Source organism: Clostridium sp. AM49-4BH (assembly GCF_003478335.1).
In the GTDB taxonomy this organism is placed as follows: Bacteria; Bacillota; Clostridia; order Lachnospirales; family Lachnospiraceae; genus Butyribacter.
Genome location: NZ_QUFB01000021.1, coordinates 17,717 through 35,442, shown reverse-complemented (window position 1 = coordinate 35,442; position 17,726 = coordinate 17,717). Strand labels below are relative to the sequence as shown.

16 protein-coding genes are annotated in these 17,726 nt (G+C 43.7%); 2 read left to right on the top strand and 14 right to left on the bottom strand.

The window, feature by feature from the left end; genetic code table 11:
• Positions 1–74: 74 nt before the first annotated feature.
• Together trpS and DW981_RS07580 are read right to left on the bottom strand one after the other, a co-directional pair.
• On the bottom strand, positions 75–1,163 hold the full coding sequence (trpS, locus tag DW981_RS07585; RefSeq protein ID WP_118507299.1) for a tryptophan--tRNA ligase: 1,089 nt from the start codon (positions 1,161–1,163) through the stop codon (positions 75–77).
• 29 nt (positions 1,164–1,192) lie between these two features.
• The gene (locus tag DW981_RS07580) at positions 1,193–2,245 is read right to left on the bottom strand and encodes a hypothetical protein (protein WP_118507298.1); all 1,053 of its coding nucleotides are present in this window, start codon (positions 2,243–2,245) and stop codon (positions 1,193–1,195) included.
• A 168-nt stretch (positions 2,246–2,413) separates the two neighbouring features.
• Between DW981_RS07580 and DW981_RS07575 the strand changes: the two genes are divergently transcribed.
• Entirely contained in the window at positions 2,414–2,860 is a 447-nt protein-coding gene (locus DW981_RS07575; RefSeq protein WP_118507297.1) for a hypothetical protein, read from the top strand.
• Here DW981_RS07575 and DW981_RS07570 read toward each other — a convergent pair whose 3' ends face one another.
• The 10 genes from DW981_RS07570 to DW981_RS07525 form a co-directional block, all read right to left on the bottom strand.
• Positions 2,861–5,482, bottom strand: a complete 2,622-nt coding sequence (locus DW981_RS07570) for a cation-translocating P-type ATPase (RefSeq protein WP_118507312.1) — start codon at positions 5,480–5,482, stop codon at positions 2,861–2,863.
• A 395-nt stretch (positions 5,483–5,877) separates the two neighbouring features.
• Positions 5,878–6,747, bottom strand: coding sequence for a phosphoribosylaminoimidazolesuccinocarboxamide synthase (locus tag DW981_RS07565; protein ID WP_022025834.1), 870 nt, complete (start codon positions 6,745–6,747; stop codon positions 5,878–5,880).
• A gap of 84 nt (positions 6,748–6,831) precedes the next feature.
• Positions 6,832–7,131: a Dabb family protein gene (locus tag DW981_RS07560; protein ID WP_118507296.1), complete on the bottom strand. Its 300-nt coding sequence runs from the start codon at positions 7,129–7,131 to the stop codon at positions 6,832–6,834.
• Between the two features lie 166 nt (positions 7,132–7,297).
• Positions 7,298–7,897 carry a hypothetical protein gene (locus DW981_RS07555; RefSeq protein WP_022025836.1) on the bottom strand — a complete coding sequence of 200 codons (600 nt, stop codon included), beginning with the start codon at positions 7,895–7,897 and terminating at the stop codon, positions 7,298–7,300.
• Positions 7,898–8,267: 370 nt separating this feature from the next.
• On the bottom strand, positions 8,268–9,455 hold the full coding sequence (tuf, locus tag DW981_RS07550; RefSeq protein ID WP_118507295.1) for an elongation factor Tu: 1,188 nt from the start codon (positions 9,453–9,455) through the stop codon (positions 8,268–8,270).
• A 228-nt stretch (positions 9,456–9,683) separates the two neighbouring features.
• Positions 9,684–11,804, bottom strand: a complete 2,121-nt coding sequence (fusA, locus tag DW981_RS07545; protein WP_022024291.1) for an elongation factor G — start codon at positions 11,802–11,804, stop codon at positions 9,684–9,686.
• A gap of 61 nt (positions 11,805–11,865) precedes the next feature.
• Positions 11,866–12,336, bottom strand: a complete 471-nt coding sequence (gene rpsG / locus DW981_RS07540) for a 30S ribosomal protein S7 (RefSeq protein WP_022024292.1) — start codon at positions 12,334–12,336, stop codon at positions 11,866–11,868.
• 155 nt (positions 12,337–12,491) lie between these two features.
• Positions 12,492–12,905, bottom strand: coding sequence for a 30S ribosomal protein S12 (gene rpsL / locus DW981_RS07535; protein ID WP_022024293.1), 414 nt, complete (start codon positions 12,903–12,905; stop codon positions 12,492–12,494).
• 179 nt (positions 12,906–13,084) lie between these two features.
• A complete protein-coding gene (locus DW981_RS07530; RefSeq protein ID WP_118507294.1) occupies positions 13,085–14,287 on the bottom strand; it encodes a DUF5711 family protein in 1,203 nt (400 codons plus the stop codon).
• 56 nt (positions 14,288–14,343) lie between these two features.
• Entirely contained in the window at positions 14,344–15,642 is a 1,299-nt protein-coding gene (locus DW981_RS07525; protein WP_118507293.1) for a LysM peptidoglycan-binding domain-containing protein, read from the bottom strand.
• Positions 15,643–15,964: 322 nt separating this feature from the next.
• Between DW981_RS07525 and yyaC the strand changes: the two genes are divergently transcribed.
• Positions 15,965–16,711: a spore protease YyaC gene (gene yyaC, locus DW981_RS07520; RefSeq protein WP_118507292.1), complete on the top strand. Its 747-nt coding sequence runs from the start codon at positions 15,965–15,967 to the stop codon at positions 16,709–16,711.
• Here the strand turns inward: yyaC and recR are convergent.
• Positions 16,671–17,267 carry a recombination mediator RecR gene (gene recR / locus DW981_RS07515; RefSeq protein WP_022025766.1) on the bottom strand — a complete coding sequence of 199 codons (597 nt, stop codon included), beginning with the start codon at positions 17,265–17,267 and terminating at the stop codon, positions 16,671–16,673. The genes yyaC and recR overlap by 41 nt on opposite strands.
• Positions 17,268–17,326: 59 nt before the next feature.
• Complete coding sequence (locus tag DW981_RS07510) at positions 17,327–17,665, bottom strand: YbaB/EbfC family nucleoid-associated protein (protein ID WP_022025767.1); 339 nt, start codon at positions 17,663–17,665, stop codon at positions 17,327–17,329.
• Positions 17,666–17,726: the final 61 nt, after the last annotated feature.

Here is a 17,726-nt window from a genome sequence, read left to right as displayed (position 1 = left end):
TACTCTATACTGCAACATATATTGTAGTATATATTGTAGCATATATCTGTAAAATTGTAAATCCAAAGCAACCGCTATTTTTGTGCATAACGTTCGCTCTGTGTGCGGATCAAATCCTGATCCTCAAAATAATCAATCTTCATCGCTCTTTTGACCTCAGATAATGTCTGAGCTGCCGTTTCTCTTGCAACATCACTTCCCTTCTTAAGGATGTTGTAAACTTCCGGAATATCTTTCTCAAACTCAGCTCTTCGTGCACGGATCGGAGACAACTCCTCCTGCATAACGTTATTTAAGAAACGTTTGATCTTGACATCGCCAAGTCCGCCTTTCCGGTAATGTTCTTTTAATTCATCCAGATTTGCATAATCCGGCATGTATTCTTCAAAATGCTCCGGTCTGCTAAACGCATCCAGATACGTAAACACCGTATTACCCTCTATATGTCCTGGATCAGACACCTTAATATGAAGCGGATCCGTGTACATTTCCATAATCTTAGCACGTACATCTTCTTCCGTATCCGACAAATAAATACAGTTGCCTAATGATTTACTCATCTTTTGCTTGCCATCTATGCCCGGCAGACGCATACAAGCCGCATTGTCCGGCAACAGCACCTCAGGTTCTACCAAAACTTCATCATAAATACCATTGAACTTACGAACGATTTCCCTTGTCTGTTCTATCATTGGGAGCTGGTCCTCTCCAACCGGCACCGTCGTTGCCTTAAAAGCGGTAATATCAGCTGCCTGACTAATTGGATACGTAAAGAATCCAACCGGAATACTTGTTTCAAAATCACGCATCTTGATCTCTGATTTCACCGTAGGATTACGCTGCAATCGAGATACCGTAACCAGATCCATATAATAAAAAGTAAGCTCACATAATTCTGAAATCTGTGACTGGATAAATAATGTCGATTTCGTTGGATCAAGCCCGCAAGACAAATAATCCAATGCCACTTCTATAATATTCTGGCGCACCTTCTCCGGATTCTCAAAGTTATCCGTAAGTGCCTGTGCATCTGCGATCATAATAAATATTTTATCGTATTCACCGGAATTTTGTAACTCCACGCGCCGGCGCAATGAGCCAACATAATGTCCTACATGTAAACGTCCTGTCGGGCGATCTCCGGTTAAAATTATCTTTGCCATAATGTTTCATTCTCCTTCAGTCTGTTATTTTATTCCTCGCTGTCCATCATACCGCTCCAATACAGAAGATTCTGTATGGCGATCTTGCTCTTCCACCAGTTCTTGGCAACTCCCCAAGCGGCAGGATAACTTTTCCCCCACTCCCAAGTCACTTCCCACGAACCGTCTCCCAGCTGTGTTTTGGCGATAAATTCCAATTCAAACTCTGCAATATTTTTGTTCATTTCATAATACATACTGTCTTTGGCACGCAAAAAAGTCGATGGACGGCAAATATTGACATCCCACATTGTAATGTATAAATTGACATCCTGCGTGATCGTTTGAAATACAACTTCCTTTAAGCGCTTTTCAAACGCTTCCATTGGAAACTCCGCTTCTAATCCTGCCTCTGCAATATAATCATAAAGTCTGCAAAAACAAGCGACCACATGCATCTCTTTACAATCTTTGATCATTAAAAACTGATTGATCGCCTCCGTCGCCACTTCCTTAGCCAGATCATAAAAATCCGTATCCGGATCCTCAAAATACAGAATAAATCCTGCCAGGCCTGCCGTTGGATTGTAATCCGTCGAAAAACGATTAGCCGGAGTGTCCTCCCACCATGAAGCATATGGATAGTGCCACCAGTCCGCATGTGGGTAATTGTTATTCGTATCGATCGTATGCGCCCAACTATTATCTTCAAACTCTTTGCCACTGCTCAAATATTCCAAAATCCCCTGAATGACCGGATGATCTGCATCTTCGCGCTCCATTCCGATTTCCCAGATGATCTCTGTTGCCTCATAGGTCTGTGACGGTGATGAATGCGGATTCCAATAGTCCGGCTCCAATCCGTAGCCAAACCCACCATCCGTATTTTGGTAGCAGGCAAGTGTGTCCAAAACCGCCTCACGACTGCCATCCTCAAAGTGGTACTGCCACTTAGCCAACTCCAGTGGTCGGGCGTTTTTGTACACAAATCGCCTTGCACGATGGTAAGCATTGTCAAATGCTTCCTTCTCCTCTTCCTTCATATGCTTCTCCCCCAAAAATATAATCTGAATCCCTTGATTCATTGCACAGTGTTTTGCCATACTGCAATAGTTTTCCAGAATTTACAGCACATTGAAATATATAATGATAGTATAACATATTTTACAATCATTGGGAAATACTAACATAGAAATTTTTGCCGGGAAAAAATTTGGAAACAGCTAATTTTGCAGTAATGTAAACGTAACGCCAAAAGGAGGACGATATCCATGGAAACAAACAGCAAAGAGTTTGATACAATTCGACTTTTACAGGAATGTGATGCCGGAAGCAAAATGGCAGTATCCGCCATTGACGAAGTTCTGGACCGCACACAGGACAGCGCCTTAAAAAATCTGTTATTGGACACCAAACAGCACCACGCTAAACTCGGAAATGACATTCACACCGAATTGGCGCACTGTCACGGCAATACCAAGGAGCCAAGTCCGGTCGCAAAAGGAATGGCATGGGCGAAAACCAATATGAAACTGACATTAGAACAAAGTGATGCAACGGTAGCAAATTTGATCACAGATGGCTGTGACATGGGCATCAACGCATTGCAGCGCTGTCTAAATGACTACCCGGATGCCAGTCACGCAGCCAAAGATCTGTGTCGACGCCTCATGTCTATCGAAGATACTCTCCGCGAAGATCTTCGCAGCTATTTATAATCACCGGTCGGTACCGGACAGCCGCTCCCGTAAAATACGGAAGCCCTGTATAATAATTGTTGGAAGTCCTGCTAATACGGCCACACTTGCTGTCTGCGCCCCTGTCAGAGACGATGCTGCAAATGCACTTCTTGCAGCCGGTATGCACAGTACCAATACCAATAGCAGGACACCGACACCAAATGCCGCAATACTCCATCGGTTACTGCATAATCCGATCCGTATCAGCGAGTATTTACTGCGCAGATTGAATCCATGAAACAATCGTGCTAATGTTAATGTTGCAAACGCCATCGTCATCGCTGTCTGAACAGTGTGCACCGGATCACCTAAATAGAAAGCCGTAATAGTAACTGCTGCGATCATACTGCCATAGAGCAACATATTGCGAATAAAGGAGCTATTCAATAGTTTTTCTGATGGATCACGGGGCGTATCCTGCAGCAACCGTTCATCAACCGATTCCATGCCGATAGCTAAGGCAGGAAGCGAATCCGTCAACAGATTGATAAACAATAGATGTACAGCTGCAAAAGGTGCAGGCAGCCCTGCCACACAACAATACAATACAGCCAGAATTCCTGCCATATTACCTGACAGCAAAAACTGAATTGCATTTTTGATGTTACGATATACATTTCTTCCGTTGCATACGGCTTTGATAATTGTGGCAAAGTTATCATCTGTCAAGATCATCGCTGCTGCATCTTTGGACACCTCTGTCCCAGTAATCCCCATTGCCACGCCGATATCCGCTTTTTTAAGTGCGGGCGCATCATTTACACCATCTCCCGTCATCGCCGTGATCTTCCCCTTTTTCTGCCATGCGTCAACGATGCGGATTTTATTTTCCGGTGATACTCTTGCATAGACCGCAATCTTCTCCAATTGCTGCAAATGTTCTTCCTCAGACATCGCATCCAGTTCCTGTCCCGTAACCGCAATATCCCCATCGCCAAAAATCCCCAATTGTTTTGCGATAGCGGTTGCCGTCACCTTATGGTCTCCGGTAATCATAACCGTACGGATTCCTGCACGCTTAGCATCCTCTACCGCTTTTCCGGATTCTATGCGCGGCGGATCGATCATTGCCGCAAGTCCTATAAAGGTAAGATCCCTTTCCTGATCCAGTGTCAGGTGCTGGTCTTTTGCAACAGATCGCTGGCCAAAAGCTAACACTCTGAGCCCCTGTTCCGAAAACTGCTGATTTTGCCGCAGGATCATTCGCTTATCTTCCTCCGTGATCGGCTGCATTCCCTTTGATGTCAGAATGTGGGTCGTACGTTCTAATAATACATCTACTGCGCCTTTCGTATACACAATATCAGATTGCTCTTCTTCTATTCCGAGATATTTGGTACTCATCAATTTGCGGTCTGAGTCAAAGGGAATTTCCTCCAAACGCTGCATAGTATTGCGAAGCTGTTTCGTATCTGTCAAATTCTGTGCCAACACAAGCAAACAGGACTCTGTAGGGTCACCAAGCTGTTTTCCTTCTGTCAATACAGCATCATTATTTAAGACCGCATTGTATAAAAATGCCTTCTGCACTAAGGAATCACCCGTCAGCTCCTGCGGATCCACGCAATGTTTATCGAGATACAATTTCGTCACTGTCATCTTATTTTGTGTCAAAGTTCCTGTCTTATCAGAACATATTACTGAGACACAACCAAGGCTTTCAACGGCTGATAATTTTTTAATGATCGCACCCTGCACCGCCATTTTCTGCGTTCCCATTGCCTGAACGATCGTCACAATAGAGCTTAACGCCTCCGGAATTGCGGCCACTGCAAGTGCCACTGCAAATAGCAGCGATGGCAGTAGTCCATTGCCTTGATACCATTGCATTCCAAATACCAACAAGCAGATCACCATAATGAGTACCGCCAGCTTTCTGCTGAAATCATCCATGCTGCGTTGTAGTGGTGTTTTGACACTCTTAGTTTGATTCATCAATCCGGCAATCTTGCCCATCTCTGTATTCATTGCTGTCGCAGTTACCAAAGCCTCGGCTCTGCCATACGTAACAAGCGTACCTGAATACACCATATTCACACGATCAGCAAGAGGGGTTTCCTCGGTTATTTCTATATCCTGTTTATCAACATTCGTTGATTCTCCGGTCAATGCACTCTCATTAACCTGCAACGAGTGATTGCACAGTATTCGTGCGTCCGCAGCGACCATATCTCCTACCTCCAGCAGCAAAACATCCCCGGGAACTACCTGTGTAGAAAGAATTGCACATTTCTTGCCATCCCGCAAAACATGTGCATGCGGCGAAGAGAGCGATTTTAGTGCTTTCAGGGACTTTTCGGCTTTGACGCTTTGAACGGTACCGAGCACCGCATTTAATATCAGCACCGCAAAAATAACAATTGCGCTCTCAACATCTCCCGAAAATAATGATATACCTGCTGCGATCATTAATATCCAGACTAATAGGTCTGCAAACTGCTCCACAAAAATCTTAAATACACTCTTTTGTTCTCCCTCTGCTAATGCATTTGGTCCGGTTTGAGCCAGCCTTTGCTCCGCCTCTGCAGATGTCCATCCACATTCTGATGCCCCCAGATTGCGCAGTACATCTTCTTTTTTCATTTGATAATATGCCTTCATCTTGATCACCCATTCCTTTCCCGCCGACAGCCACTAACCATATCCCCGCGGATTGCTTTACTCATGAAGAATTACCGCAGCAATTCTTGATGATCTCTCGCTGCGCAATAGCAATTGCCAGCAGACAATTTGCGATTAAACAATTTGCGATTAACGAAAAAAAGAGACTTCTTGTGTACCAAAATAGCACACAAAAAGTCTCGTTCAACATTTCACGTTCCACAGGCTCCGGGTCTCACGACCGTATTGACGAAGTCCTGCAACATATCCAAAACGATATGCAACTACTCCCCTTTTGCAAGAGTTTCTAGATCTATTCTATTCTCTAATCCTGCAGTTATATCTGCTTAGTCGTATTTTATACGACTCACAGCAATTTGGCAAGTACTTTTATATTATAGTTTCTCTCCGGTGAGAAGCTCATATGCCTGTAAATATTTGTCAATTGTTTTATCGACAATATCCTTTGGCAAAGTCCAATCATGTCCATCATTTGCTTTAAGCCAATCTCTGGCAAACTGCTTATCAAACGATGGCTGACCATGACCCGGCTCATATCCCTCTGCCGGCCAGAAACGGGAACTATCCGGTGTCAGCATCTCATCACCAAGTACAATGTTACCATCTTCATCTAAACCAAATTCAAACTTTGTATCTGCAATAATAATACCTTTGCTCAGGGCATACTCTGCACATTTTTTGTACAAAGCGATCGTATAATCACGAAGCTTTGCAGCGTACTCTTCTCCTTTACCCGGGAAATATTTCTCCAAATGCGTAACACTTTGCTCATAAGAAATATTTTCATCATGATCGCCAATTTCCGCCTTAGTAGATGGCGTATAGATCGGTTCCGGCAGTTTGTCGGATTCTTTCAATCCTTCCGGCAACTTGATGCCACATACGGTTCCGTTCTCCTGATAGCTTGCCCATCCGCTTCCGGTAATATAACCACGAACAATGCATTCGATCGGCAACATTTCTAACTTACGGCATAACATGCTGTTTCCGTCAAATTTATCCTGTCGGAAAAACTCCGGCATATCTTTTACATCGACTGAAATCATATGATTTGGCAAGATGTCTTCTGTCAGATCGAACCAGAATTTTGACATCTGTGTCAAAACAGTACCTTTCTTGGTCACCTCATTGTTAAGAATGACATCAAAACAGCTAATGCGGTCTGTCGCAACCATGATCAAGCTGTCTCCATTGTCATAAATTTCTCTTACTTTGCCTTCTTTGATCGGCTTTAATTCCTTCATAATGTCCTCCATTCCTTCCTGCAAGTTCGCTCATGTAAAAACCACAATATAACTATAACAGAATCCGCGAATGGGTGCAATAGCCTACACCTCGTAATCCATGCAGACACGATTCTGCGTGTATGGTCTTACATTACCATCTGCGATCTTAACATGCTCAGGATGCGTTGCATAGCCCTTCAATGCATCTGCATTTTCAAACGAACTGTCTAACATGACATCTGCATTTGACGATGGCAGACCTTCCGTCTGCACATGAATCGACAAAAGTCCCGGAATTTTTCCCTGAAGGCTTTCCAATCCAGCCTTGATTCCCTTCTTCACCGTCTGCTTTTCTTCCTCATCCATCTCTTTTAACTGCCACAAAATAATATGCTTTACCATACTTATCCTCCTTAACTTATCCCAAATCAATATCTTCATGCTGCTCTGTAACTTAGCAGCCTGCCGGGAAATTTAGACCTTTTGACACCTTAATCCTATAATACAAAAAAAGGTCTGCCACATTAATAAATGCAACAGACCCCATAAGACAATGATGTTACTTTAATTATTTAGCAACAACTGTGAAAGAGATCGTAAGATTCTTCTTGAATGCAAATGCTTTAGCATTGTTTGTCTTAGAGTTGTCACCCTGATTACCCCACTTATTGTAGAAAGATAATCTCCAGTTGTTCTTGCTGGCAGGTTTGTTCTTCTCGAAAGCTCCCTGATATACTTTCTTAACTTTTACTTTCTTACCATCAGCCTTAACTGTAATACCAGAGCATTTTACTTTCTTGAAAGATTTGAGAACATTTACTAAATCTACTGTACATACAGTAGCTCCTGCAACTTTCTTTAACTTCTTGTTCTTGCCGCCTACTTTGTATTTAGCAGGTTTCTTAACTGTAAGAGTAACTTTTGTCTTCTTACCCTTCTTAAGAGTTACATTCTTAGATACAGCCTTAGCGGACTTGCCGTCACCAGCGATCCAAATGCAGTCAGCACCTTTTGCATTACCTGCGAAGAAAACTCTAGCATTTACCTTCTTAGATTTTGCCTTTGCTGCACTAGCATCCTTTGTAGGTGCTACTGCTACAGAACCAACTGCTACTGCCATTGCCATAGCTACAGCCATGGATTTCTTTGCTACTTTAGAAATTCTCATTGTAATATCCTCCTCAACTTTTTTTGTGAATTTTCTATGTTTTTTATTATACTCTTTTATGCATAATTGTCAATAAATTAAGTTTCTGTTTTTTGATTTTGTTACTATTGTTATATTTTAGAATAACAATTTTATATTTTTCCACAAATTTTCTATAGGATTTTTGCAATGTATACGCACATTTCACTAAAGTTATTTGACCTCCATTTCTTCGTTCGCCTTATACTTAAAGACAAAAGCAAAGCCAGCACTTTGCTTTTGTCACGCTACATAACAGCATTTTCCTATACCAAAAAATGCCTGGATGCAAGCAAGCTTGCACCAGACATTTTGTTATTGTTTATCGTTCGATCGACTTAACGTCAAAAGATTACTCGATGATTGTTGCAACAGCACCTGATCCTACTGTACGTCCACCCTCACGGATAGCGAAGTTAAGACCCTGCTCCATAGCGATTGGATGAATCAACTCGATTGTCATCTCTACGTTATCACCAGGCATGCACATCTCTGTTCCCTCTGGAAGGTTACATACACCAGTTACATCAGTTGTTCTGAAGTAGAACTGTGGACGATAGTTGTTGAAGAATGGAGTATGACGTCCACCCTCGTCCTTAGTAAGAACATAAACCTGAGCTGTAAATTTTGTATGGCAAGTAACAGTTCCAGGAGCTGTTAATACCTGTCCACGCTCAACATCCTCTCTCTTGATACCACGAAGAAGAGCACCGATGTTATCACCAGCCTGAGCCTCATCAAGAAGCTTACGGAACATCTCGATACCTGTTACAGTAGTCTTAGTTGTCTCTTCCTTAATACCAACGATTTCAACTTCCTCATTTACATGAAGAACACCACGCTCTACACGACCAGTTGCTACAGTACCACGACCGGTAATTGTGAAGATGTCCTCGATAGGCATCAAGAATGGCTGATCTATTGCACGCTGTGGATCTGGAATGAAGTTGTCAACAGCATCCATAAGTTCCATGATCTTGTCTCCCCACTCGCCGTTAGGATCTTCAAGAGCCTTCAAAGCAGAACCCTTAATGATTGGGCAGCCTTCGAAACCATACTCTTCAAGGTTCTCAGTTACTTCCATCTCTACAAGCTCGATAAGCTCTTCATCATCAACCATATCGCACTTATTCAAGAATACTACGATATAAGGAACGTTAACCTGACGGGACAAAAGGATATGCTCCTTAGTCTGAGCCATAACACCATCAGTAGCAGCTACTACGAGGATAGCACCATCCATCTGAGCAGCACCAGTGATCATGTTCTTTACATAGTCAGCATGGCCTGGGCAGTCAACGTGTGCATAATGTCTCTTCGCTGTCTGATACTCAACGTGAGCAGTAGAGATTGTGATACCACGCTCTCTCTCTTCAGGAGCCTTATCAATATCCTCAAAGTTCTCAGCCTCGTTACCAGGAACTCTAGCAGCAAGAACCTTTGTGATAGCAGCAGTTAATGTTGTTTTACCATGATCTACGTGACCGATGGTACCAATGTTACAATGGGGTTTGTTTCTCTCAAACTTTTCTTTAGCCATTTCTAAAATCCTCCTTATAATTCCTAGACGCTCAATGCGTCAAACGGTTTGCGCAAAATCACGCTATGGGCACTATTATAGGTATAACGCTTGTTTTTTCAAGTATTTTTCTGCAATAATGCCCTGTGATTTCTATATTTCTATGAATTTCCATTCATATGATAACTTTTCCCATCAGAATGTGTGCACATCTCTGATTTCTCGACATTTTACAACGTCAACGGCAAATTATTCACTTGCCTTATTTGCAAGAACTTTTTCCTGTACGTTCTTAGGACACTGCTGGTACTTCTCGAAGAACATGGAGTAGTTACCACGACCCTGTGTACTGGAACGAAGCTCTGTAGAATAACCGAACATCTCAGCCAATGGTACGAATGCTCTAACAATCTTACCACCACCGATGTCGTCCATTCCCTCGATCTGTCCACGCTTAGCATTCAAGCTTCCGATAACATCGCCCATGTACTCCTCAGGCATTGTTACTTCAACCTTCATGATAGGCTCTAACAGAACCGGATTACCCTTCTTCATAGCATCCTTGAACGCCATAGAACCAGCGATGTGGAATGCCATCTCGGAAGAATCGACCTCATGGTAAGATCCATCCCATACATTTGCATGTACACCGAGTACAGGGAATCCACCAAGGATACCAGCCTGAGCTGCTTCCTCAATACCTTCGCCGATTGCTGGGATGTATTCCTTAGGAATAGCACCACCGACAACGGTAGACTCGAACTTGAATGTTTCCTCGCCATTTGGATCCATAGGCTCAAACTTAACTTTACAGTGACCATACTGACCACGACCACCGGACTGCTTAGCATACTTGCTGTCAATGTCAACTGCAGTCGTGAATGTCTCTTTGTAAGCTACCTGTGGAGCACCTACATTAGCCTCTACATTAAACTCACGAAGCAGACGATCTACGATAACTTCCAGGTGAAGCTCGCCCATACCAGCGATGATTGTCTGACCTGTTTCCTGATCTGTATGTGCACGGAATGTAGGATCCTCTTCTGCCAATTTAGCAAGAGCCTCACCCATCTTACCCTGATCATTCTTTGTCTTAGGCTCGATAGCAAGCTCGATAACCGGCTCAGGGAATTCCATGGACTCTAAGATTACCGGATGCTGCTCATCACAGATAGTATCACCTGTTGTGGTGACCTTAAATCCTACTGCTGCTGCGATATCTCCAGAGTAAACTTTGTCGATCTCGCTACGGCTGTTAGCATGCATCTGTACGATACGACCAACACGCTCTTTCTTCTGCTTTGTAGCATTCAATACATAAGAACCGGAGTTCAATGTACCGGAATATACACGGAAGAATGCAAGCTTACCAACGAATGGGTCAGTCATGATCTTGAATGCAAGTGCTGCAAATGGTTCATCATCAGAAGACTTACGAACAACTTCGTTACCCTCTTCATCTGTACCAGTGATATCAGGGATATCTGTTGGTGCCGGCATATACTCAACAACACCATCGAGCAGCTTCTGAACACCCTTATTCTTGTATGCAGAACCGCAATATACAGGAACTGCCTCACAAGCGATCGTGCCCTTACGAAGTGCTTTTTTCATTTCATCGATAGATGGCTCTTCACCCTCAAGATATTTCTCTAATAAGTCGTCATCCAACTCACAGATCTTCTCTACGAGGTTGCTATGCCATTCATCAGCAAGGTCTTTCAAATCATCCGGGATCTCTGTGATCTCGATATCCTCGCCCTTGTCATCCTTATAGTAATATGCATCCATCTCGAACAAGTCAATCAATCCGATGAAGTCATCTTCCTTACCGATCGGAATCTGAACAGGGATTGCATTCTTGCCCAAACGATCAATGATTGTCTGCACAGACATGAAGAAGTCTGCACCCATCTTGTCCATTTTGTTGATAAATGCCATACGTGGTACATTGTATGTGTCAGCCTGACGCCATACGTTCTCAGACTGAGGCTCAACGCCTGCTTTCGCATCAAATACACCAACTGCACCATCAAGTACACGTAAGGAACGCTCTACCTCTACAGTAAAGTCCACGTGACCCGGTGTATCAATGATGTTGATACGATGCTCTAATGCACCAGGTTTCTTCTTATGATGATCCTCAAGTGTCCAGTGACATGTTGTAGCAGCAGAGGTGATTGTGATACCTCTTTCTTTCTCCTGCTCCATCCAGTCCATTGTGGACGCACCGTCATGAGTTTCACCAATCTTGTAGTTTACACCGGTATAGAATAAGATACGCTCTGTAAGCGTTGTCTTACCAGCATCGATATGAGCCATGATACCAATGTTTCTTGTTCTATCAAGTGGATATTCTCTTCCAGCCAAGACTATTACCTCCTATATTAGTACACAAAAATGATACCAGATCCGCTAAGCAGCGATCTTATTACCATCTGTAATGAGCAAATGCCTTGTTTGCTTCTGCCATCTTGTGCATATCTTCTTTTCTCTTTACTGCTGCACCAGTATTGTTTGCAGCATCAAGAATTTCGTTTGCAAGTCTCTCCTTCATGGTCTTCTCGCCTCTCTTACGTGAGAAGAATGTCAACCAACGAAGAGCTAACGCCTGTCTTCTGTCAGGGCGAACCTCGATAGGTACCTGATAGGTAGCTCCACCGATACGTCTAGCCTTAACCTCCAACTGTGGCATAATGTTGTTCATTGCCTCTTCGAACACTTCGATAGCGTCTTTGCCAGACTTCTCTGCTACCTGCTCGAATGCGCCATAAACGATTTTCTGAGCAACACCCTTCTTACCATCCAACATAATGTTGTTGATAAGCTTTGTCACAACCTTGTTGTTGTAAACAGGATCTGCTAATACATCTCTTTTCTGTATATGTCCTTTACGTGGCACGTTACTTCCCTCCTTAACATGATTTAGCGAATACTAACAGCCGACACTGCTTCAAACGTATTCTCTAATATTAATTCATCGGTACTCACAATTGTTTAGTGTCCGCACCAGGTTAATCAGTGAAAATTAATCCGGCACTTCCCCAAATTAGTGAATTATTTCTTAGGCTTCTTAGCACCGTATTTAGAACGGGCCTGCTTTCTGTTGGCAACACCTGCTGTATCCAATGTACCACGAACGATATGATATCTGGTACCTGGCAAATCCTTTACTCTACCACCACGGATAAGCACAACGCTATGCTCCTGAAGGTTATGTCCCTCACCTGGAATGTAGCTTGTTACCTCAATACCGTTTGAAAGACGAACTCTGGCTGTTTTACGAAGAGCTGAGTTAGGCTTCTTAGGTGTAGCAGTACGAACAGCGGTACAAACACCTCTCTTCTGAGGGGAGCTCTGTGCTACCGTCTTCTTGTTCAGAGAGTTGTAAGTGTACTGAAGTGCTGGGGAGTTAGACTTCTTGGTAGAAACCTTTCTTCCTTTTCTTACTAACTGGTTAAATGTTGGCATTAATTTCACCTCCTGCGTGTTTTATTCAATATTTCCAAATTGTGGTACTTTTATTCATCGCCTCTTCCGTATCACTATTAGAATAGACAACGGGCTATCGCCTGCACGCCAAAAAGGGCGCAAAAAAGCACACTCAATTAGTATAACGACGTCACCAAAACTTGTCAATACCCTTTGCATTATTTTTTCTTGTTATTTTGCGATGATCTGTTTTTTAGATGGATCCATTGAAGCTTGCCCTCTTGCAGTAGAAAATAGTTGCGCATTCCCTTAGCCGGAAACAAGCCATCTGCCTGTTTCGACAGCTTGCAGTCCCATTTCTCCACACCGTTCTTTCGGTAGATCTTACATCCTTCTGTTGTAACCATATATATTTCTTTGTCTGCCATCGTGACATTTGTAAAGTCTGTGGTAACCTGACGTTCAAACACTTTACCGCCCGACGTGTTAAACAGATACATCCGTCCACTGCCTTTCTTGCTGCCGGCGGCAATCACTCCGATATAACGGTCATCACAAAAAGCACTCAGTATCTCTCGGTTCCAATCTTTTTTGAATACTTGTTTTGGCTTCTTCATATTCTTCCAAAGGCTGAAACCTTTTTCGCTGAAAAGCGCAGCATGATCTTCATCCAAATATTTCACCTCTGCGACAATGCGGTCCTTATACTCCTGCGCACCAACCAGGCAGTTCGTATTTTTGCCCACGTCTGTAAAATCGTAAAATGCCACCTGACTCTTAACTGCGCCACTGGTCACACAGATGCTTGCACAGATCACGCCCGTACCGTCCGGTGACAGATCGATCGAAACCGGGTAGCCTTCTTCTACGTTGGTCGGGATTTCCACGAGAAGCTTTTTATTGTCATCATACGGATTGTATACCTGGATCACATTAGATGACTGATCTTCTAACAATACAGCTACTACGCCCTGTTTGGAGACGCACGCCTGCAAGATCGGATAGTCTGTCGTCAGCTTCGTCCCGCTGTCACTTCCATTGTACACATATAATGACTTCCCCTGTATATCTGCTACAACTGCATATTTCTCGCAGATATCTAATGCAGGATTCTCCATATCATAACTTCCATTCCACATTTCATTTCCATCACGATCTACTGCTGCCGCTCCGTCTCTGCTGTAGCGAAGCACCCCATTTTGATAGGCACTACATTTCATACCACTGCTTTTTTTTAGTGCGATCGTATTTTTCACTTCGTAACTGCTATATTGATGATTGACGTAAAAATAAATAACCGCTGCTAATATCACTGCCACCAATAGAATACAGGCGATACTCAAAAAAATCGTCCTTTTGATCTCTTGACGACGTTTCGTTACCACCTGAACATCTCTGGCTCTTCCTGCTAAAGTTTCCATTATAATTCCCCATATCTTCTATATATTATTGCTTTCAGATATAGTATAACTGATTTTTACGGTTCGGGCAATAAAATACACTGTCCAATATAGATCTCATCACTATTTTTAATCCGGTTGGTATTCTTGACCCGATCTAACAGGTCAAACGAATGATACTGCCGCCATACGATCTGACTAAGCGTATCACCCTTGCGGACTATATAGCTTTCCATCTGCGAACCACCTGTAACTGATGCTGCCACCGACCGCTCCGGCGCTGTTGTCACTTTGGAGCCTGACTGAGCTGTCGCCTTCTGTCTTGCGGCGGTCTGTGTTTTTACTTCCTGTGCAGGAGTAGCAGTAGGTTTCACTGCGACAGTATGCTTCGATGTCTCTAAGGACTGCTGTGATGTTTCTCTGCTCTGCGGCTCTGCAGACTGCTTTGGCGTCTCGGAACTCTGTGTGCTCTGCAGCTCAGCCGTTTCCTTATCACGCAGTGCATCCGATACAACGAACTCGCGGTTATTCTGTTCCTGCGCCGTTACATATCCGGATAACGTCTGAATAGATTCTTCCATGGCCTGTATCTTGGAAAGACTTTTCACAAGAAGATTCGCTCCCATCAATACCATAAAAAACAAAATGACACCTGCACTCCACGCAACCATCTGCATGCGTTCCTGTCTGGTCTTCTTTTGCCGGATCGTACTGCGGATCGCATCCGTGACCTCATCCTCATAGTCTGCTTCCCCACTGATCTCTTTCTGCTCCCGCAGCATATATTCCTGCATTTGTGGATTTTTGGCAAAATAAATATAATAACCGCTCAACTCTTCAAATGCTCCATCTTCATAAAAAAAGACTTTTTCTTCTTTTTCGGATAAGTCTGCCAAGAACAAGATCCTGCTCATTTCTCCAAATTGTTCTTCCTGAATATGACGAACCTGCTTGTCCACTTTACTGTTCCACATACCAACGCCAAGACCCCAGCCAAGCACTTTTGCACCGGCGAAATATTTATGTATGTCCTCGTATAACTTGTCCCACTGTGCATCCCCAAGGGCCCCTGTCTCGGGATCAAGTTCCACCTCTATGCAGCCATATAAAAACAAGCCGTCTTTTGCCTCTTTGATACCCTCTCTTCCCAAAAATACAATAATGGACTCTTCCTGTTTTTCTAAAAAGATCTTGCGGATATCTGTCAGCACATAATCTTCAATATAAATTCTTCTTGCCCCGCCGGTCTCCCCAATCTGCTTTATATTTTCCGGATAGGTTTCATATTCATACACGTTTTTTTCTCTGTTTTTGCTGCCCTGCTCCATATCACACCACAACCTTTCATTCACCTGTTCTCTATTACCGAAAAGCATTGTAACACGCTCTCCCGTGCACACTTTGTCGAAACAGAGGTGCAAACGCCCCTTTCTGACAACATCTTTCGACGAACAGGTATGAACTGACAGCCTCTTTCTGACAACATCCTTCGGCGAACAGGTATGAACCGACAGCCTCTTTCTGACAACATCCTTCGACAAACAGGTATGAACCGACAGCCTCTTGGAGATACTGACAGCAGTTATGTGACGTTATGTGACGCCATGAAGCACCACATCGCGACAACCGCGCAGATCGTGCAGCACATTCACAGCATCACGTTTCCGCCTCACATGCTAATTCTACAGAAAGGTTACTATGATTATGATGACATCTTCGAAGCAGCAGCTTCAATATTTCAATCCGATAACTCCTCTCTCTATGTCCAATTTTACGGACAGCTTGGTGGGGCGACTGCAGCAGATCCACACCGCCTCACGTCCTATCATCTTAGTCTGCATTGGTTCCGATCGCGCCACCGGCGATTCCCTTGGCCCATTTGTGGGACACGAGTTGCTGCATCCGTTCCCCACTGACAGGAGACAATCTTTTGCAGACAAGCGCAATAGCAAAACCCGTTTTTCATGCAAAAAAGGACAGTACCCTCGTACTGTCCCGAAATCTTCACGCTCTCTTTGGAACTTGCTGACGACATACTCTGCATTTCCAAAAAAGTATTATGTCTATGGTTCTCTGCATTCCCCGGTCCATGCTGTCAACTTAAAAGCAACCTTACAAGACATTTATCGTTCGTTCGATGATCCATATATCATCGCTATTGATGCTGCCCTTGGAGCTAAAGAACACATAGGCACGGTCACTCTAGGCGATGGTGCTCTCTTTCCCGGTATCGGTGTCAGCAAACAGCTCCCCGCTGTCGGCGACATCCATATCACAGGGATCGTAAATACCATCAACTGCCAAAACCGTAACTTAATCTTACAGACAACACATTTGTCAACAGTTGTCTCGCTTGCCACCTTCATCAGCAAAGGGATTCGGCAAGCCTTGCTGCAACAGGATCTCACATGTCCGTGCGACCCTCTAGTGCGCGATACAAAGTAACCTCATCAATATATTCCAAATCTCCACCTGCAGGCACACCACTGGCAATGCGGCTGACTTTGATGCCAAGCGGCTTGACCAATTTGCTGATATACGTTGCCGTGGTATCACCCTCGAGATTCTTATTGGTAGCAACAATAACTTCATCAACATCTTTTTGCAAACGCACCATCAACTCGGATAAACGAATATCATCCGGACCAACTCCTGCCATCGGAGAAATCGCTCCATGAAGTACATGGTACACGCCGTCAAATTTGCCGGTCTTTTCGTATGCTGCCAGGTCTCTCGTATTTTCCACAACCATGATCTGCCGATGATTTCTTTTCGGATTTGCACAGATTGGACAGATTTCGCCATCTGTATATGTACAGCATTCTTTGCAGTAATGCACATTTTTCTTTGCCGACATCATAGCCCCTGACAGCCCTGCCACCTGTTCTTCCGTCATGTTCAATATGTGAAACGCTAGTCTTTGTGCAGATTTTGCGCCGATTCCCGGCAAGTGGGATAATTGTTCCACCAGATTCGTGATCTGAGAACTATACACATCCATAGGAAACCTCCATTCCCCACAGTCCGTAGGCATAGGACTGTCCAATACAAAATCTGTCCTTAGAACAACCCACCAAGACCACCGGTCAACTGCTGCATCATCGCTGCATTTTCATCTTCTACTTTGCGCAATGCCTCATTGGTAGCTGCCACGATTAAATCTTCTAACATTTCAATGTCATCCGGATCCACTACTTCTTCATCCAATTTTACAGACAAAATTTCCTTTTTGCCGGAAACTTTTACAGTAACAGCTCCACCGCCTGCCGTTGCTTCCCACTCTTTTTCGCCCATCTCTTTGGACTTTTCTTCCATTTGGCGCTGCATACGCTGTGCCTGTTTCATCAAATTGTTCATATTGCCAGGCATTCCACCCGGAAATCCACCTCTTTTTGCCATAATAATTCTCCATTCCTTTCTACTTGCAAGCGCATCGCCGCAAATACTATATTTTCACTGC